Source organism: Cupriavidus sp. GA3-3 (assembly GCF_000389805.1).
GTDB classification, from domain to species: Bacteria; Pseudomonadota; Gammaproteobacteria; order Burkholderiales; family Burkholderiaceae; genus Cupriavidus; species Cupriavidus necator_D.
In genome coordinates this window covers 197,237-214,557 of record NZ_KB944503.1, presented here as the reverse complement: position 1 = coordinate 214,557, position 17,321 = coordinate 197,237, and the positions used below count along the sequence as shown (strand labels likewise).

Here is a 17,321-nt window from a genome sequence, read left to right as displayed (position 1 = left end):
TGCTGGTGACAGGGCGCGAGCCAAAAGCGCCCGTCATGGCAGGCATCCCTGCCATACCTACCCGCAGGGCAAACGAGGAGACGGAAATGAAGAAATGGATCGTCATGCTGTCGATGGCAATGTTCGGTGCGGGCGCGATGGCGCAGACGCCGGCTACTCCGGCGACGCCTGCCACCCCGGCCACGCCGGCGGCAGCGTCGACTGACAAGGCCGCGCCGGCCAAGGCAGACAGCAGCAAGGCCAAGGCCAAGAAGACCAGCAGCAAGAAGAAGAGCCACGCGCCTGCGGCCAAGGATCCGACGAAGAACAAAGGCGCCTGAGCGCGCTGATGATGGCGGCGGGCGCACGGCTCCCCGGCAAGCGGGGAGGCAGGCTGCGCCCGTGACTGCCATGCCGCCACGCAGATAATGGCCGGCCGCGCCTGCATGGCGCGGACCCGCCGTGCGCAGGACAGCCCCGCGGCACGCGTTGCGTGTCTTCCGGGGGGATAGAGCAGGGCATGTCCGGGCGGATCGCAACCAGGAGGCTTCGGCCTCCTTTTTTTCGTCCGCTGCCGCAGGGCGGCTGCCGCCGCGCCGGCTTTGCGCCTGCGCCGCCGCACGCTATGCTTGCGGGCATCGTGCCGGACCGGGCGTGGAGCCCTCGCGCCGGCGCAGGCCAACTCGGACGGGAGCGGTCTTATGGCAACGCTAGCGGTGTGGCGGCGGTGGCGGCGATTGACGGCATTCTGGATGGCGGGACTGGGCTGGGTGATAGGCACGCTTTGGATGCAAGCCAGCCTGGCTGCGCCGGCGTCCGAGCCCGCGGCCGTGCCGGCTCCGATCGCCGTGCGCAGCGGCGCTGCGGTCGAGCTGCGCCTGATGGATAGGCCCATCGCCACCATGCGCGCCGAGATCGCGGGAGCCACCCCGGCCATGCGCGTCTCGCGCGCGCAGCTGGTGTTCGACGACCTGACGGAAAGCGAACTGGCACTGCCGCTCGGGCAGGTCAGCGGCACGTTCGGCGATGCGCCGATGGTCGCCTTCCGGCTGGGCGACCGGCTCTTGTTCGCGCTGACCTCGCAAGACCTCTCCCCGGAGGATCACCTTACGCTTGAGGCTGCCGCAACGCGCACCGCGGCGGGCCTGCGCCAGGCCATTGCCGCGCGGCGCGCGCACCTGCACTGGCCCAACCTGCTGCGCGGCGCCGCGCTGAGCCTGCTTGGCCTGGCCGTGCTGGCCGCGCTGACATGGGGCGTGGCGCGAGCCGGCGTGGCCCTGCGCGCTCGCCTGCAGGTGGCACTGGAGCGCCACCTGGCGCGGCGCGTCGGCGGCCAGTTCGACTGGACCGGCGCGCTCTACCACCTGGTTGCCCGCATCGTGCAGATCCTGGCGATCGGGCTGGTGCTGGTGCTGGCCTTTGCCTGGCTGGAGTTTGCGCTCGAGCTGTTTCCGCTGACCCAGCCCATGGGCGACCGCATGGGCGCCTTTATCGTCGGTTTGCTGTCGCAGATCGCGCTGTCGATGGTGTCGTCGGTGCCGGGCCTGGTCACGGTGGCGGTGATCGTGCTGATTACCCGCGCGGTGCAGCGGCTGGTGTCGAATATCTTCAAGGCGGTGCAGAAGGGCCAGATCACGGTGCCCGGCATGCATCCGGAAACCGCAGGCGCCACGCGGCGGCTGGCGGCGGTGGTGATCTGGGCGCTGGGCTTCACCTTTGCCTACCCCTACATCCCGGGCTCGGACAGCGATGTCTTCAAGGGGCTGTCAGTGCTGCTGGGCTTCATGGTGACGCTGGGATCGGCCAACGTGGTCAACCAGCTGATGAGCGGCATGGTGGTGGTGTATTCGCGTGCGCTGCGGCGTGGCGACATGGTGTGCATCGGCGATACGGTGGGCACCGTGGCCTCGCTCGACGCCCTGTCGGTGAAGGTGATCAACCTGCGCAATGAAGAGGTGACGCTGCCCAATGCGGTGGTGGTCGGCAGTGCCATCCATAACTACACCCGGCACGGCAGCGTGCGTGATCCCCGCGTGCAGGAAGGCTGGCAGGCTGCGCTGATCTCGACTTCGGTCACGATCGGCTACGACACGCCCTGGCGGCAGGTCCATGCGATGCTGCTGGCAGCCGCCGCCGAGGCGGCGCATATTGCGCCGTCGCCGACGTCATTCGTGCTGCAGCGGGGGCTGTCCGACTTCTACGTCGAGTACGAACTGTTCTGCGCGCTGGACCATCCGCGCAATCGCTTCTACGCGCTGTCGGCACTGCACGCGGCGATCCAGGACCAGTTCAACACCCACGGGGTGCAGATCATGTCGCCGCATTTCATGGCGCAGCCGGACAAGACCGTCTACGTGCCCGGGACCAGGTGGTACGAGGAACCCGGGTCGCCGCAGGTCGATCCGGCGGCGCGGCCGCATCGCGCGCCGTCGCGCGCGGCATGAACGCCGGCGGCGCGAGCGCTCAGCGCCGCTTACTCATCGACGTGGCGCGACTTCCATTGCCCGTTGGACTGCTTGCAGAACCAGCCGCTCCAGTGCTCTTCAGCGCTGCCGCGCTTGAGGTCAGACTTCAGGCGCCGGCAGGGCTGGCCCTTGTCGGTCTTGCTTTCGACCGGCGTGATGGTGCCGTCGATCTGCTGGCGCCGCCCCGCCGCCGGGAACGTCCATTCAACCGTCTTGCCGTCGGCCGTATCGTTCAGTGCGGTGCGCACTGACTTGGCCAGCGATGCGCCTTCCTTGTCGTTGAGCGTGCCGATGATGGTGCCGCTCAGGTAGTTGTCGAAGTACGCCTGCGCCGGTGCCGCAGCGGCAAACAGCAGGGCGGCACCAAGCGCGCCAGTGACGGCGGCGCGCAGGGCAGGGCGGACAGGGCTGACGGTAGGGTCGGATGGCCGAGGCAGCATGACGATTCCTTGTGGCTTCGTGGTGGCGTTTGGGTGGCATTGTAAGCGCAATGCAGCGCCGCAGCGGCGCTGCGGTGCGGTTGACACGTGCCAGCCGCTGACCTAGCGTTGATTGTTGCCCCCGCGCTTCGCGTCGGCCGGCAGCGGCGCCTGCCGTGCGCTTTGCAAGGCAAGCGCCTTTCCCCCAGCGAGAGGAGATCCCATGAAGCTGAGCTATCTGACCATCGGCCTGGCCCTGGCCTGCGCATTCGGCACGCTGCACGCCCAGACCACGGGCAAGGCCGACAAATTCAATCCTTACACTGACGGCGCCAAGCAAGACAAGTTCAGTACCTACTCCGATGGCGCCAAGCAGGACAAATTCAGCCCGTACTCGGATGGCGCAAAAAGCGACAACGTGACTTCGCTGAACCCGGGTGCCCGCCCTGACCAGATGGAGCCGATCCAGGGCGGCGCGCAGAAATCCTTCGATTCATATAGCCAGGGTGGCATGAAGAGCGGGAAGTTCGATCCGTATTCCGAAGGCGCCAAGAGCGGCAAGTTCGATCCGTACAGCGAAGGCGCTAAAAAGTAACACCGTATTAAAAGGGCCGGCTGCCGGCCGGCCCCGATCCGCACCAGGTTCTCGCAGCCGGGAGGCGTTCGCCTCGCCGGAGCTTGCGGCCGCGTGATCCCGACGCCCGCAAAGCCTTGTCCGGAGCGGCTTTCAGGCAACCTGGCCAACATTTTGTTTCAAACCTTGCGTGATCGAAACGTGACTTTTGCATCTCGAATTGTTATGGTTTATTGCGCATCGCAACAAACCGGACACAGTGCCCCGCGGGCCGTCTGCCTCGTGTCCGGGCCTCGCCACTCGGCGCCGGGCCCGTCTCTTGCTGTGTCGTCCTTCGTTCCGACCGCCGATGCCGGTCACCCCGATTCAACCGCTTACCCTGGCATACATGTCACAGATCGCCACGCCACGCCTGTCCATTCCCCATACCTTGCCCGCCGCCGGGCCGGGGGCCCGCCGCCGGGCGGCGCGGGCGGGTGTGCGGATCGCAGCCTGGCTTGGTGGCAGCGCGCTGGCGCTGTGTGCCATGGCAGCCCAGGCGTTCGATTTCGACACGGTGGCGGCGCGTGCGCGCCAGCTGGCAGCCTCGCCTTACAAGGCGCCCCCGCAGAACCTGCCGCGCGAGTTGCGCGAGCTGTCGTATGAGCGCTACCGCGAGATCGAATACAAGCCCGAGCGCTTTGCCTGGCGCGGCACGCGCGTGCCGTTCGAGCTGTCATTCTTCCACGAGGGCATGGTGTTCGACCAGCCCGTGCGCATCCATGAAGTGGTGGGCAACAGCGTGCGTGAATTCCGCTTCGACCCGTCCGCGTTCAACTACGGCCCGCACAAGGTCGATGCCGGCAAGCTCAAGGGCCTGGGCTTCGCGGGCTTCCGCATCCTGTATCCGCTGAACCAGGGCAAGCGCAAGGATGAGCTGGCGTCGTTCCTGGGCGCGAGCTATTTCCGTGCGCTGGGCAAGGACCAGTGGTACGGCTTGTCGGCACGCGGCCTGGCGGTGGACACCGCGCTCAATTCGGGCGAGGAGTTCCCGCGCTTTGTTGAGTACTGGATCGAGCGTCCCGGCCCCAATGCCAAGGAGATCACGATCTACGCGCTGATGGATTCGCGCCGCATGAGCGGCGCGTACCGTTTCACCATCAAGCCCGGCGCCGAGACCGCGATGGAGGTCAAGTCGCGCCTCTACCTGCGCGAGAACGTGACCAAGCTGGGCCTGGCGCCGCTGACCAGCATGTTCCTGTTCGGCGAGAACCAGCCGTCGCCCGCACAGGATTTCCGTCCCGAGGTGCATGACTCTGACGGCCTGTCGATCCACCTGGGCACCGGCGAATGGGTCTGGCGCCCGCTGGTCAATCCCAAGCGCTTGCTGGTCACCTCGTTCGCGGCGACCAATCCGCAGGGCTTCGGGCTGATGCAGCGCGACCGCACCTTCAATAGCTACCAGGAGATCGGATCGTGGTATGAGCGCCGGCCGAGTGGCTGGGTGCAGCCGCGAGGCAACTGGGGCTCGGGCCGGGTAGAGCTGGTGCTGATCCCGACGCCGGACGAGACCAACGACAATATCGTCGCGTACTGGGTGCCGGACAACCCGCCCAAGCCGAAGCAACCCTTCGACTATGAGTACCGGCTGCTGTGGCAGAAGGACGGCGAACAACAACCGCCGCTGTCGTGGGTGACCCAGACCCGGTTGGGGCAGGGCCAGACCCGCAACAAGGAAGACACGAGCTTTTCGCTGGTGGTGGACTTCGAAGGCCCTGCCTTCGGCAAGCTGCCGGCGAACGTGCGCATCGACCCGGTAGTTTCGGCCGATGCCAACGGTGAGCTGCTGAAAACGTCGGTGCAGCGCAATGAGGCGACCGGCGGCTGGCGCATGACCATGGTGATGCGCCGCAAGGACGAAACCAAGCCGGTTGAGTTGCGCGGCTATCTTCGCAACGGCAATACAACCCTATCCGAGACATGGAGCTACATCTTACCCCCAGGCTAAAGCAGCGACCGGCCAAGGCGGCGGCATGCGAGCGCTATGTCGACCGCCTGCCGGTATCGCCTGAAGTGCGCAGCGAACTGCTGGCAGACGGCGCGCCCGCGACGCCGGTCGCACCGGTCACGCCCGTGGCATCCGTTGCCCCCGTGATCGCCGTTACCGCCGACGGCCGCGATGCGCAGGACGCGATCACGCGCCTGCAGTCGCGCCTGGCGGCCAAGGACACGCCGCCCGCGCAAGGCGGCAGTGCCTACGCCTCTGTCGGCCGGCGTTTCACGATCGCATACGGCAATCCCCAGGTGGATGGCGCACCGCTGCTGCAGCGGCGCGAAGACGGCACCGTGAAGGTCGACACCGGCCCCGAGCCCGAGCGCAGCTCGATGGTGCCGCGCCAATGGCCGCCGCATATCGTCACCGGCTGGCTGCGCAATACCTGGCGCCGCATGCTCGGCCGCCCGCCCGTGCCCGAGACCTGGGACACGCTGCACGACGGTCCCGATGCCGAAGGCAAATGGCATCCCGCCGGCTCGCACCGACGCTGGTTCCTGCTGGGCCTGGTCGTGATCCAGACCGTGCTGGCCACCTACTTCATGAGCAACGTGCTGCCATACCACGGCGCCGATCCGCTCGAGATCGCCATCCTGGTGCTGTTCGCCGTCCTGTTCTCATGGGTGTCGGCCGGCTTCTGGACGGCAATGATGGGCTTCCTGGTGCTGGCCAAGGGCGGCGACCGCCACCTGATCTCGCGCTCGGCCGCGCCCGACGGGCCGATAGCGCCCGAGGCGCGCACCGCGATCATCATGCCGATCTGCAATGAGGACGTGACGCGCGTGTTCGCGGGGTTGCGCGCCACCTATGAATCGCTGGCGCGCACCAGCCACCTGTCCAACTTCGATTTCATCGTGCTGTCGGACAGTGGCAATCCGGACCTGCGCACCGCCGAGCATGACGCGTGGATGGAGCTGTGCCGCGCCGTCGGCGGCTTTGGCCGCATCTTCTACCGCTGGCGCCGCCACCGCGTGAAGCGCAAGACCGGCAACGTGGCCGACTTCTGCCGCCGCTGGGGCAGCAAGTACCGCTACATGGTGGTACTCGATGCCGACAGCGTGATGAGCGGCGACTGCCTGGCCACGCTGGTGCGGCTGATGGAAGCCAACCCCGGCGCGGGCATCATCCAGTCCGCACCCCTGGCAGTGGGTCGCGAGACCCTCTACGCGCGCGTGCAGCAGTTCGCCACGCGCGTGTACGGGCCGCTGTTCACGGCCGGCCTGCATTACTGGCAGCTGGGTGAATCGCACTACTGGGGCCATAACGCCATCATCCGCGTGCATCCGTTCATCGAGCACTGCGCGCTGGCGCCGTTGCCCGGCCGCGGCCCGCTGTCGGGTGAGATCCTGTCGCACGACTTTGTCGAAGCCGCGCTGATGCGCCGTGCCGGCTGGGGCGTGTGGATCGCCTACGACCTGGAAGGCTCGTACGAAGAACTGCCGCCGAACCTGCTGGACGAGGTCAAGCGCGACCGCCGCTGGTGCCAGGGCAACCTGATGAACTTCAGGCTGTGGCTCAAGCAGGGCTTCCACGTGGTGCACCGCGCGGTGTTCCTGACCGGCATCATGGCCTACCTGTCGGCGCCGTTGTGGCTGCTGTTCCTGCTGCTGTCCACGGCGATGCTGGCCAAGCACGCGCTGGTGCCGCCGGAGTACTTCACGCAGCAATACCAGCTGTTCCCGACCTGGCCCGAATGGCATCCGGAAAAAGCGCTGGCCTTGTTCTCCGCCACGGCCACGCTGCTGTTCCTGCCCAAGCTGGCCAGCGTGGTGCTGCTGCTGAAGCAGGCGCGCCGTTATGGCGGGGCGGTGCAGCTGATTGCCAGCATGCTGATCGAGGTGATGCTGTCCGCGCTGCTGGCGCCCACGCGCATGCTGTTCCACACCAAGTTCGTGATCGCCGCGTACAGCGGCTGGGGCATCTCGTGGAAGTCGCCCCCGCGCGAAGACGCCGAGACCAGCTGGGGCGAAGCATTCCGTCGCCACGGCTGGCACACCGCCCTGGGCCTGGCTTGGGGTGGCCTGGTGTACTGGCTGAACCCGTCCTACGTGCTGTGGCTGCTGCCGATCGTGGGCTCGCTGGCGCTGTCGATCCCGTTGTCGGTGATGCTGTCGCGGGTGTCGTTCGGTCGCGCCTCGCGCAATGCGGGCCTCTTCATGATCCCCGAGGAGACGCAGGTACCGCGCGAGATCGTCGAGACGCAGCAGCATGTCGAAGCCGCGGCCGAAACGCCTGACTTTGTCGATGCCGTGGTGGACCCGGTTACCAATGCGCTGATGTGCGCGACCGCCACGCCGCGCGTGGTGCAGCCGGAATCGGCACGCAAGCGCCATGAGGCCCTGGTCGAGCATGCGCTCACGCATGGCCCGCGCGCGCTGACGCCCGCGCAGAAGCATGTGCTGCTGGGCAATCCGTTTGCACTGGCACGCCTGCATGAACTGGTGTGGGGCTCGCCGCTGGCCGATGCCGGCTGGAAGGACACGCGCATCCTGGTGCGGCGCGCGGCCAACGTGCTGCCGCTGCGCCCGCGCGCTGCCTGAGCGGTACTGACCCAAACGAGAACGGCCCGCATCTGCGGGCCGTCTTTCTTTTGCGCGGGCGGCGTGCCGTGCCGCATCAATTGCAATCGATTCTTGTTTGTATTGGCTAGCGCAGCGCGGCCGTGCAGATGGGCGCGTTGATGTAGACATCGCCGATGCGGCGCTCGCCACGGTCCTTGCGCGTCATGTAGCGGAACATCAGGCTGATGCCTAGCTTGGTCAGGATCTCGACGTCGCGGTTGGCGCAGATATTGCGCTGCAGGGGCGCAGCGTAGTTGACCTCGAAGCTGGCCAGGTCCAGCATCGGCCCGCGGTAGTTGGTGAGCTCCAGCTGGAACAGCACATGCTTGCCGGGGATCGACTGGCAGCGGCGCAGCCGCGTTTCTCCGTCGATTTCGATTGGCAGGGCGTCGTTGAGCTGGCGGCAGGCGCGTGCCAGCACGTTGTCGGGCCGCGTGGTGTTGCGCAGCAATTCAGGCACGCCGGCGGCGCCGGTGTTCTGGCCAGTGGCAGCGCCCTTGAGCATGCGTGACAGCGGGTCGGCCTCATCGATCGCTGGGGCCGGCGCCGAGGCGGCGACATTGCGCGCCTGCGCCGGCGCGGCGTTGCCGGGCTGGGGCAGAGGCAACAGCAGCGCAGCCGCGAGTGCGGCCGGGCCTAGCGAAGCGGAAAGCGGCGTGTGTCGTATTCTCATGCAGGCTAACGTTGCCGGGACCGATACTGTCGTCCGTCTCTGCGTGGCCGACGGTGTGGCTTGCGCCGACAGGCTGGCATTGTACCCTCCACCTTGCCACAGGTGAAAGCCGCGCCACCCCGCAAGGGCATCCGCAGCGCCGGATTCGCGCTGCCGTGATCGCAAATGACCTGACACCACTATTCACCAATAGCGCCAACTTCGCCAGCATCATCGAACCCGACCTTGGCGGGGCAGTTTTTCTGAACGACTGTTTCAAAACCGGCTACGCCAGTGCCGTACCGCTTTCGTTATGCTGTGCAACAATTGCGTCTTTTCACGGGTTGCAGGCGCGGGCTGCGGCGCAAGCAGGCTGGCCGTGCATGACAACGCCGTTCCCCCCGGATACTTCCCATGCTCCGTTCCACCAGCGCTGCCTCGGCCGCGCGCTTTCCTGCCTGGCTGCTGATCTGCGGTTCGCTGATGGCGATCGCGCCGTTGTCGATCGACATGTACCTGCCGAGTTTTCCGTCGCTGGCCGGCGATCTCGGCGTGGACATCGGCCAGGTGCAGCTGACCCTCGGCACATTCCTGGTGGGGCTGGCGCTGGGGCAGGCGTTCTATGGGCCGTTCAGCGACCGCTTCGGGCGCAAGCCGCCGCTCTATGTCGGCCTGTGCCTCTATGTGGCCGCCGCGGTGGGCTGCGCGCTGGCACGCAGCGTGGAGTCGCTGATGCTGTGGCGCTTCCTGCAGGCGCTGGGCGGCTGCGCCGGCATGGTGATGGCACGCGCGGTGATCCGCGACCGGCTTGAGGCGCATGAGTCGGCGCGCGCCTTCTCGTCGCTGATGCTGGTGATGGGGGTTGCGCCGATCCTGGCACCGATCGTCGGCGGCGCCATTCTCTCGGTGTCGGGCTGGCGCGCGATCTTCTGGGTGCTGGCGGTGGCAGGGATGCTGATCCTGCTGCTGGTACACCTGCGCATGGAGGAATCGCTGGACCGGCGCCATGCGGCGCCGCTGAGGCTCGGCACGGTGGCGAAAAGCTACGCCGAGCTGCTGCGGGATCGCGAATTCCTCGGCTATTCGCTGTCTGCGGGTTTCGGCTCGGCGGGCATGTTCGCGTATATCTCCGGCTCGCCGTTCGTGCTGATCGAGCTGCACGGCATTGCGCCGTCGCACTACGGTTTTGTGTTCGGTGCCAATGCGCTGGGCCTGATCACGATGTCGCAGCTCAACGCCAGGCTGGTGCGCGGCCGCTCGCTCGATCAGGTGCTCGGGGGCGCGCTGCTGGCTGCCTGTGCAGCGGGCCTGGCGCTGGCTGTTGCCGCGCTTGCAGGCGTGGCGGTGCTGCCGGTGCTGCTGGCGGGCTTTTTCGTCTTTATCGGCGCGCTCGGCTGCGTATCGCCGAATGCGTCGGCACTGGCGCTCGCCCATCAGGGCCATCGCGCCGGCACGGCTTCGGCGCTGATGGGCACGCTGCAGTTTTCACTCGGGACGCTGGGCGGCGCGGCAGTCAGCCTGTGGCGCGACGGCACCGCGCTGCCGCTGGGCGTGGTGATGGCGGCCTGCGGCGCGGGCGCGGTGCTGATGCGATACTACGGGCGCTCAGGCCCCCGCTGATACCGTCTGCGAGCCGTCGTCAGGCAGCCTGTTGCGCGGCGGCCTGCTGCGCCAAAGCCTGTTGCACCACCACCATCTGCGCCGGCATTGGTGCGGCATAGCCGGCCTGGCCGAAGCTCTCGCGGATGATGCGGTTGGTATCGAAATAGACTTGCCAGTAGTGGTCGTTGTGGCAGTACGGACGCACCGCCAGCACCGGGCCGACCAGCGTGAACTCCAGGATCTCGACATCGACCGGGGGCTCGGCCAGCACGTTGGGGATCTCCGCGATGCGGGCCTTCAGCAGCGCTGCCGCATGGGCGGTGTCGGTGCTGCCGGCAAGCTGCGCTTTCAGTTCCACGCGCCGGTACGGGTTGGCCGTGAAGTTCTGGATGGTATCGCTGAAGATCTTGTTGTTGCCGACCACGGTCTGCACATTGTCCGGTGTGTCGAGCGAGGTCGCGAACAGGCCGATCTCGCGCACCGTGCCGGTCACGCCGCCGATCGTCACGAAGTCTCCCACCTTGAACGGGCGCAGCACCACCAGGAACGCACCGGCAGCGAAGTTCGCCATCAACCCCGACCAGGCCATGCCGATGGCCACGCCAGCGGCGGCGATCAGTGCGGCGAAGGTCGTGGTCTGGATGCCGAAGTAGCCAAGGATGCCGATCACCAGCACCACGTTCAGCGTCACGGTGACGATCGAGCCGACATAGCGCAGCAGCGTGGGATCGACCTTCTGCTTGCCGAGCGCGTTCTGCACCATGCGCACGACAAAGTGGATCAGCCAGCGGCCGATGACCCAGAAGGCAAGGGCTGCCAGGATCTTGACCCCGAATTCTGTCGCGTAGGTGACGACCAGGGCCTTGAGGTTATCGAAGGTAGTGGCATCCATCGGCGTAGTCCTTTCATGTTGGTGTCCGGCCGGCCGCCGGCACAACATCCCCCGATTCAGCCGGCAGCAATGTGCTAGCCCTGCGCGCTGTTGCGGCGCAATACATGGGCACGGCAATTATTGAGACGCCGTACCGGAAGTGCAAGCAAATTATTGTTAAGACAAGCTGCCTTGCGCAGCTTGTCTATTTAAATCAGGACGGCCCGCACGCCATTACCAGTTGGTTTCCCGTTCCGGCGTTGCCGAAATCCGGTGCAAGGTCAGGTCCGCTCCGTTGAATTCGCCTTCGGCATCGAGCCGGATGCCCACCAGCTTCTTCAGCGCGCCATATACCAGGGTGCCCCCGGCCAGCGCCACCACGATGCCAAGCACGGTGCCGATCGCCTGCGCGCCCAGCGACACACCGCCCAACCCGCCCAGCGTCCTGGCCCCGAAGATGCCCGCGGCAATGCCGCCCCAGGCGCCGCACAGCCCGTGCAGAGGCCACACGCCGAGCACGTCATCGATATGCCATTTGTTCTGCGCCAGCGTGAACATATAGACAAAGAGCGCGCCGGCCACCGCGCCGGTGATCAGCGCGCCGAGCGGGTGCATCAGGTCCGAGCCAGCGCACACCGCCACCAGTCCGGCCAGCGGCCCGTTGTAGGCAAAGCCCGGGTCGTTGCGTCCGGCCGCCCAGGCCGCCAGCGTGCCGCCGGCCATTGCCATCAGCGAGTTGATTGCCACCAGGCCGCTGACCTTGTCGACCGTCTGCGCGCTCATGACGTTGAAGCCGAACCAGCCCACCGCCAGCACCCAGGCGCCTAGCGCCAGGAACGGGATGTTTGAGGGCGGATGGGCGCTGATGCGGCCGTCCTTCTGGTAGCGCCCGCGCCGTGCGCCCAGCAGCAGCACCGCGGGCAGCGCGATCCAGCCGCCCAGCGCATGCACCACCACCGAGCCGGCGAAGTCATGGAATGGCGCGCCGGCCACGCGCGTAATCCAGTCCTGCACACCATAGCGCTGGTTCCAGGCGATGCCTTCGAAGAACGGATAGACAAAACCTACCAGCACGAAGGTGGCGACCAGTTGCGGGTTGAAGCGTGAACGCTCGGCAATACCGCCCGAGATAATCGCAGGAATGGCCGCGGCAAATGTCGCCAGGAAAAAGAACTTGACCAGTTCGTAACCGTTTTTCTGCGCCAGCGTTTCGGCCCCGGACATGAATTGCACGCCGTAGGCAATGGTGTAGCCGATAAAGAAATAGGCGATGGTCGAAACTGCAAAATCCACCAGGATCTTTACCAGTGCGTTGACCTGGTTCTTCTTGCGCACCGTGCCCAGTTCCAGGAAGGCGAAGCCGGCGTGCATGGCCAGCACCATGATGGCGCCTAGCAGGATAAACAGGGCGTCGGTGCCGGTCTTCCAGTCGTCCATAGTGACCTCATGCTCAAAATGGGAGCGTGAGTACGCAAAAAGCATTCCAGCAACGGCCGCATCCTGGTGCCATGTGCACCTTGTCGGGTAAAACCGCACCGGAATGCCGCGCGCAGGCAGGGGCGGGCGCTGCTGGTAGCGTTGCCGCTGGCATCGCCGTGATAGTGCAGATGCGCCAAAATGGCGCGAAACGGCGGCGCGGGCTGAACCGTTATGGTGCGGCGCCCCATTTGTGGGAATCTATCCTATGCTGCTGGTTTGCCCCACGCGCGGGCCGGTCTGGCGTTGCCGCGCTGCGGGACGGCCCGGCAAAGCCGGCTTCTGGCAAGCGGGAAAAGCGTGGAAAATTGCCCGCTAACCGGCCTCAATCAAGGATTTGCGGGTTTTTTTGTCGCATTGGTGCCACTGGGGATTGCTCTACGCGCGACGGGCAGATTAGACTGCGCCGATCGATGGCTTTGCCGCGAGGCACGCACATCGGTGACGACGACCAACAAGGGAAATCAGCCATGAATAAAGGTGAACTGGTATCGGCCATCGCCGCGGAAGCAGAACTGAGCAATGCCGCCGCCGAGCGCGCGCTCAACGCAGCGCTGGACAGTATCAAGAAGGCAGTGGCAAAGGGCGATTCGGTGACGCTGGTGGGCTTTGGCAGCTTCAGCGCCGGCAAACGCGCCGCCCGCACCGGCCGCAATCCGCGCACCGGTGAAACCATCAAGATCCCGGCCGCCAAGACGGTCAAGTTCTCTGCCGGGCAGGGTTTCAAGGACGCGGTGAACAAGAAGAAGTAAGCAGTTTGCGTCCACAGCGTGAAAAGCGGCCTTGCAGGCCGCTTTTTTGTTGCCTGGCACGGCCACGCCTGCCGGTACCGGGCTGCAGCCGGCAACGGCGGGCACGATCCGGGTTAAACTGCCGGCGCCAGCGTTCCGGCGTGCAGTCAGGCAATGCCGCCGTCGCAGGTTCGCCCCAGAAATCCCGCCCCCGCAATCCGTACCCGCATCATGAACGATCTGTCCCACCAGCTTTCCATGACCGTGCTGATGACGCCGGACATGGCCAACTTCTCCGGCAACGTCCACGGCGGCACCATCCTCAAGTACCTGGACATGGTTGCCTATGCGTGCGCCAGCCGCTACGCCGGCCGCTACGTGGTAACGCTGTCGGTCGACCAGGTGGTGTTTCGCCAGCCGATCCACGTGGGCGAGCTGGTGACCTTCCTGGCCTCGGTCAACTTCACCGGCCGCAGCTCGATGGAAATCGGCATCAAGGTGGTGACGGAAAATATCCGCAGCAAGCTGGTGCGCCATACCAACAGCTGCTACTTCACCATGGTGGCCGTGGACGACAACGGCACGCCGGCCGAGGTGCCGCCGCTGGAGCCGCGCGACGAGGTGGAGCGCCAGCGCTTTGCCGCCGCCCAGCAGCGCCGCGCGCTGCGCCAGGAAATGGAAAAGCGCCACGACGACATCAAGTCGTCGGTGACCTGAATACCCCCGCCATGAAGCGCTACTGCAATCGCATCCGCACGGTCCTGGCCGTCGTCTGTCTGACGGCCGCCTCGGGCGCCCACGCCGAGGAGATCGGCAGCGTCAGTACCAATTTCCGCATGACCGGCTCCGACAAGGTCGTGATCGAAGCCTATGACGACCCCCAGGTGGACGGCGTGACCTGCTATGTGTCGCGCGCCCGCACGGGCGGCATCAAGGGCCAGCTGGGCATGGCCGAAGACCCGCCGGAGGCATCGATCGCCTGCCGGCAGGTGGCCACGATTGCCTTCAAGGGGCCGATCCGGCAACAGGACAACGTCTTCTCCGAACGCATGTCGATCCTGTTCAAGGCCCTGCATGTCGTGCGCGCGGTCGACCGCAAGCGCAATACGCTGGTGTACCTGACGTACTCCGACCGCATTGTCAGCGGCAGCCCGCAGAACAGCGTCACCGCCGTGCCGGTGCCGGCCGGCACGGTTATCCCGGTGAAGTAACCCTGCAGCAGCCGGCCCCGGCACCTGGTGGATCAGGGCGCCAGCGCCGCGCTCTCCGCCTGGCAGTCGCGCGACGGGCGCGCGCCGCTGGCGCGTGCCGCCGCCACTTCGCGGCGGGCGCGGTCCAGGTCGGCGCGGAAGGTGGGGTCGGCATGCAGCCGCGCCACCGTTGCCGCGGCCATCATGCGGCCCTCGTTGACATCGCTTTGCCAGTGCACGTTGCAGACCACGCGGCTCTGGCCGAACGCGCGCCCGCGCGCCAGGATGTCATTGGCGCGTTCCGGCTCGACCTCAGCCAGGATCAGCGCCCAGGCCCAGCCGATGGCGCTGTGGCCGGACGGGTACGAGCCGTCCTTTTCCAGCTTGGCGGTCTCGGCCGGCGTGCACATCTGGGTCTTGTTGGCAACGAAGGGGCGTGTGCGCTTGTAGTGGTCCTTGGCCTTGTAGGTGGACAGGCCGGCATCGACCAGGCTGCGGCGCAGCAGGATGTTCAGGTACGGCGTTTCTTTTTCGCTGACCGGCACGCCCAGCGCGCAGGAGAATGCGCTGGCGGCCTGCGGGAACGTCAACACGGCATCCTCGCCAGCCACTTGCCAGCGCGGTGAACCGCGCAGCGTCCCGGCCTGCCGCGCGGCATCCTCATCCAGCGCCAGCGCTGCCGAGCCCTGCGCCGGCGGCGCGGGCAGCAGCTTCAGGCTGTCCGGGCGCGCGTCGGTAGCCAGGTAGCCGGCAGGCACGCCCGGGCGCAGTTCCGGCACCGCGGACAGGTTGGTGCCGCCGGCGGCGCAGCCAGCCACCAGGGCGGCGAGTGCCACCGCGATAGTTGCCCGCACCGGGGCGGACGGGGAGTGGTCACGCTTTGCTTGTTCCGTCAATTTGTCGTTCCTTGTTGTTCTTGTCGAGTCGGCGGTCCTGCCGCAGCTCAGGTGGCAGCGTCGAACAGCTTGCGCAGGTTCGACTTCAGGATCTTGCCATTGGCATTGCGCGGCAGCATCTCCTGGTAAATCAGGATACGCACCGGCACCTTGAATGCCGCCAGCCGGGTGCGCACGAAATCCTGCAGCTCGGCCTCGCTTGCCTGCATGCCGGGCTTCAGGCTGATCACCGCGGCCGGTTCTTCGCCCAGCGTCTTGTGCGCGAGTCCGACCACCGCGGCATCCATCACCGCGGGATGCTCGTAGAGGGTGCTTTCCACCTCGATGCAGTAGATGTTCTCGCCGCCGCGGATCAGCATGTCCTTCATCCGGTCGACGATATAGACGTAGCCTTCCTCATCCAGCCGCGCAATGTCGCCGGTGCGCAGCCAGCCGTCGGCAAAGGTCTGCGCCGTGGCCTCGGGCTTGTTCCAGTAGCCGCGCACGACATTGGCACCGCGCGCCATCAGCTCGCCGGTTGCGCCGGGCGGCAAGGCGCGGCCGTGCCCGTCCACCACCTTCATCTCGCCGATCGGCAGCGCCGGGCCGCTGCTGTCCGGGCGCATCACGTATTCCTCGGCGCTGTGGCTGGTGAAGGTGGACGACGTTTCCGTCATGCCCCAGCCGATGCCGGGAGCGGCCAGCGGGAATACCTCGCCGATGCGCCGCACCAGTTCGGGCGATGCCGGCGCGCCGCCGTAGTTGACGTTCTCCAGCGAGGACAGGTCGAAGCGGCCGCGCTCCGGATGCTCCAGGATCTGCCACGCGATGGTGGGCACGCCGCCGGCCGCGGTGCAGCGCTCGCGCTCGATCAGCTCCATGCCGCGCAGCGCGTCCCAGCGGTGCATCAGCACGATCTTTCCGCCGGTGGCGATGGCGCCGTTGAGCACCGCCATGCAGCCGGTGACATGGAAGAACGGCACCGCCAGCAACATGGCCTTTTGCGGCGCGGCGGGGTCCGGCGCGGGAATCGGCTCGCCCCGGCGCAACAGGTTGCGCATCGGGCTGAAGCTGCCTGCAACCGCCACGTTGGTGGAGTTGCGGTGCGTGCCGAGCGCGCCCTTGGGTTTGCCGGTGGTGCCCGAGGTGTAGAAGATGGTGGCGTCGTCGTCCGGATCGATATCGACCTGCGGCGGCGCCTGGTCTGGCAGCGCGGCCCAGTCAGCCGGGCTGCCGATCACGCTTTCCAGCGGGGCCACGCGCGGCTCGGCCGCGGTGCCGCCGGCACGTGAGGCATAGACGCGTTCCAGCGCCGGGCAGCCCGGCAGGTGTTCCAGGATGCGGTCGAGCCGTTCGGCATCGACGATCGCCACGCGGCTGCCGGAATCGGCCAGTCCGTACTCCAGCTCGGCCCCGGTCCACCAGGCATTGAGCGGCGTCACGATGGCACCCGCCAGCAGCGCGCCGTAGAACGCCACCGGCCATTCAGGCAGGTTGCGCATGGCTACGGCCACGCGGTCGCCCTTGCGCACGCCATCGCGCACCAGTGCATGGGCGAGGGCGATGGCGGCGCGACGGAAGGCATCGTAGGAGACGCGCTCGTCCTCATAGACCACGAAGGTGCGGTCGGCAAACGCGCGCGTGTTCAGCAACAGCTCGCGCAGCGTGGGCGGTGCGTTCTTCCAGACGGTGGTGGGGATGCCGCGGATCACGCGCGTTTCGGTTTCGAACGGCGCGCCGGGCGCGGTAAGCCGGGCGTGGGCCTCGGCCAGCGACATGACCGGCCAGGTGCCGGCCAACTGCGGATTGCTCGACATGACTGCCTCCCGGAACTGCACTGCAGGTTGAGGGAAATGCAGGAAAGCGGCGGGCGCCGGCCTCAAGGCCGGCGCCC

Annotated in this window: 15 protein-coding genes; 9 read left to right on the top strand and 6 right to left on the bottom strand. The window is 66.8% G+C overall.

Translation table 11 applies throughout. The annotated features are described in order from the left end of the window. Nucleotides 1–86 precede the first annotated feature (86 nt). Together C265_RS27655 and C265_RS27650 are read left to right on the top strand one after the other, a co-directional pair. On the top strand, nucleotides 87–320 hold the full coding sequence (locus C265_RS27655; protein ID WP_010814156.1) for a hypothetical protein: 234 nt from the start codon (nucleotides 87–89) through the stop codon (nucleotides 318–320). A gap of 447 nt (nucleotides 321–767) precedes the next feature. Continuing rightward, the gene (locus C265_RS27650; RefSeq protein ID WP_010814157.1) at nucleotides 768–2,423 is read left to right on the top strand and encodes a mechanosensitive ion channel family protein; all 1,656 of its coding nucleotides are present in this window, start codon (nucleotides 768–770) and stop codon (nucleotides 2,421–2,423) included. A 29-nt stretch (nucleotides 2,424–2,452) separates the two neighbouring features. Here the strand turns inward: C265_RS27650 and C265_RS27645 are convergent, their stop codons facing one another. Then, complete coding sequence (locus C265_RS27645) at nucleotides 2,453–2,884, bottom strand: RT0821/Lpp0805 family surface protein (protein ID WP_010814158.1); 432 nt, start codon at nucleotides 2,882–2,884, stop codon at nucleotides 2,453–2,455. Nucleotides 2,885–3,086: 202 nt separating this feature from the next. Between C265_RS27645 and C265_RS27640 the strand changes: the two genes are divergently transcribed. The 3 genes from C265_RS27640 (at nucleotide 3,087) to mdoH (ending at nucleotide 8,009) form a co-directional block, all read left to right on the top strand. Beyond that, nucleotides 3,087–3,458 (top strand): hypothetical protein, encoded by a 372-nt coding sequence (locus tag C265_RS27640; protein ID WP_010814159.1) that lies wholly within the window; start codon nucleotides 3,087–3,089, stop codon nucleotides 3,456–3,458. Between the two features lie 367 nt (nucleotides 3,459–3,825). Continuing rightward, nucleotides 3,826–5,424, top strand: a complete 1,599-nt coding sequence (locus C265_RS27635; RefSeq protein WP_037025456.1) for a glucan biosynthesis protein G — start codon at nucleotides 3,826–3,828, stop codon at nucleotides 5,422–5,424. Then, the gene (gene mdoH / locus C265_RS27630) at nucleotides 5,397–8,009 is read left to right on the top strand and encodes a glucans biosynthesis glucosyltransferase MdoH (protein ID WP_081225829.1); all 2,613 of its coding nucleotides are present in this window, start codon (nucleotides 5,397–5,399) and stop codon (nucleotides 8,007–8,009) included. The genes C265_RS27635 and mdoH overlap by 28 nt, the downstream gene beginning before the upstream one ends. A 106-nt stretch (nucleotides 8,010–8,115) precedes the next feature. On the opposite strand, the gene C265_RS27625 is transcribed toward mdoH, so the two are convergent. Beyond that, nucleotides 8,116–8,703: a hypothetical protein gene (locus C265_RS27625; protein ID WP_037025453.1), complete on the bottom strand. Its 588-nt coding sequence runs from the start codon at nucleotides 8,701–8,703 to the stop codon at nucleotides 8,116–8,118. A gap of 393 nt (nucleotides 8,704–9,096) precedes the next feature. Between C265_RS27625 and C265_RS27620 the strand changes: the two genes are divergently transcribed. Further along, on the top strand, nucleotides 9,097–10,302 hold the full coding sequence (locus tag C265_RS27620; RefSeq protein WP_010814163.1) for a Bcr/CflA family multidrug efflux MFS transporter: 1,206 nt from the start codon (nucleotides 9,097–9,099) through the stop codon (nucleotides 10,300–10,302). Nucleotides 10,303–10,321: 19 nt separating this feature from the next. Here C265_RS27620 and C265_RS27615 read toward each other — a convergent pair whose 3' ends face one another. Continuing rightward, nucleotides 10,322–11,176 (bottom strand): mechanosensitive ion channel family protein, encoded by an 855-nt coding sequence (locus C265_RS27615; protein ID WP_010814164.1) that lies wholly within the window; start codon nucleotides 11,174–11,176, stop codon nucleotides 10,322–10,324. A gap of 213 nt (nucleotides 11,177–11,389) precedes the next feature. Further along, the gene (locus C265_RS27610; RefSeq protein WP_010814165.1) at nucleotides 11,390–12,592 is read right to left on the bottom strand and encodes an ammonium transporter; all 1,203 of its coding nucleotides are present in this window, start codon (nucleotides 12,590–12,592) and stop codon (nucleotides 11,390–11,392) included. A gap of 509 nt (nucleotides 12,593–13,101) precedes the next feature. Between C265_RS27610 and C265_RS27605 the strand changes: the two genes are divergently transcribed. The 3 genes from C265_RS27605 to C265_RS27595 all read left to right on the top strand — a co-directional run bounded on the left by C265_RS27605 (nucleotide 13,102) and on the right by C265_RS27595 (nucleotide 14,573). After that, nucleotides 13,102–13,383, top strand: coding sequence for an HU family DNA-binding protein (locus C265_RS27605; protein WP_010814166.1), 282 nt, complete (start codon nucleotides 13,102–13,104; stop codon nucleotides 13,381–13,383). Nucleotides 13,384–13,593: 210 nt separating this feature from the next. Continuing rightward, complete coding sequence (locus C265_RS27600; RefSeq protein ID WP_010814167.1) at nucleotides 13,594–14,079, top strand: acyl-CoA thioesterase; 486 nt, start codon at nucleotides 13,594–13,596, stop codon at nucleotides 14,077–14,079. 11 nt (nucleotides 14,080–14,090) lie between these two features. After that, nucleotides 14,091–14,573, top strand: coding sequence for a CreA family protein (locus C265_RS27595; protein ID WP_010814168.1), 483 nt, complete (start codon nucleotides 14,091–14,093; stop codon nucleotides 14,571–14,573). A 32-nt stretch (nucleotides 14,574–14,605) separates the two neighbouring features. Here C265_RS27595 and C265_RS27590 read toward each other — a convergent pair whose 3' ends face one another. Together C265_RS27590 and C265_RS27585 are read right to left on the bottom strand one after the other, a co-directional pair. Continuing rightward, the gene (locus tag C265_RS27590; protein WP_231881501.1) at nucleotides 14,606–15,448 is read right to left on the bottom strand and encodes a phosphatase PAP2 family protein; all 843 of its coding nucleotides are present in this window, start codon (nucleotides 15,446–15,448) and stop codon (nucleotides 14,606–14,608) included. A gap of 47 nt (nucleotides 15,449–15,495) precedes the next feature. After that, complete coding sequence (locus C265_RS27585; RefSeq protein ID WP_010814170.1) at nucleotides 15,496–17,244, bottom strand: class I adenylate-forming enzyme family protein; 1,749 nt, start codon at nucleotides 17,242–17,244, stop codon at nucleotides 15,496–15,498. Nucleotides 17,245–17,321: the final 77 nt, after the last annotated feature.

What these genes read in the sequence shown, in the direction of transcription:
- C265_RS27655 (WP_010814156.1), top strand. Translation starts at nt 87, where the DNA reads ATGAAGAAATGGATCGTCATGCTGTCGATGGCAATGTTCGGTGCGGGC.
- C265_RS27650 (WP_010814157.1), top strand. Translation starts at nt 768, where the DNA reads ATGCAAGCCAGCCTGGCTGCGCCGGCGTCCGAGCCCGCGGCCGTGCCG.
- C265_RS27645 (WP_010814158.1), bottom strand. Translation starts at nt 2,884, where the DNA reads ATGCTGCCTCGGCCATCCGACCCTACCGTCAGCCCTGTCCGCCCTGCC.
- C265_RS27640 (WP_010814159.1), top strand. Translation starts at nt 3,087, where the DNA reads ATGAAGCTGAGCTATCTGACCATCGGCCTGGCCCTGGCCTGCGCATTC.
- C265_RS27635 (WP_037025456.1), top strand. Translation starts at nt 3,826, where the DNA reads ATGTCACAGATCGCCACGCCACGCCTGTCCATTCCCCATACCTTGCCC.
- mdoH (WP_081225829.1), top strand. Translation starts at nt 5,397, where the DNA reads ATGGAGCTACATCTTACCCCCAGGCTAAAGCAGCGACCGGCCAAGGCG.
- C265_RS27625 (WP_037025453.1), bottom strand. Translation starts at nt 8,703, where the DNA reads ATGAGAATACGACACACGCCGCTTTCCGCTTCGCTAGGCCCGGCCGCA.
- C265_RS27620 (WP_010814163.1), top strand. Translation starts at nt 9,097, where the DNA reads ATGCTCCGTTCCACCAGCGCTGCCTCGGCCGCGCGCTTTCCTGCCTGG.
- C265_RS27615 (WP_010814164.1), bottom strand. Translation starts at nt 11,176, where the DNA reads ATGGATGCCACTACCTTCGATAACCTCAAGGCCCTGGTCGTCACCTAC.
- C265_RS27610 (WP_010814165.1), bottom strand. Translation starts at nt 12,592, where the DNA reads ATGGACGACTGGAAGACCGGCACCGACGCCCTGTTTATCCTGCTAGGC.
- C265_RS27605 (WP_010814166.1), top strand. Translation starts at nt 13,102, where the DNA reads ATGAATAAAGGTGAACTGGTATCGGCCATCGCCGCGGAAGCAGAACTG.
- C265_RS27600 (WP_010814167.1), top strand. Translation starts at nt 13,594, where the DNA reads ATGAACGATCTGTCCCACCAGCTTTCCATGACCGTGCTGATGACGCCG.
- C265_RS27595 (WP_010814168.1), top strand. Translation starts at nt 14,091, where the DNA reads ATGAAGCGCTACTGCAATCGCATCCGCACGGTCCTGGCCGTCGTCTGT.
- C265_RS27585 (WP_010814170.1), bottom strand. Translation starts at nt 17,244, where the DNA reads ATGTCGAGCAATCCGCAGTTGGCCGGCACCTGGCCGGTCATGTCGCTG.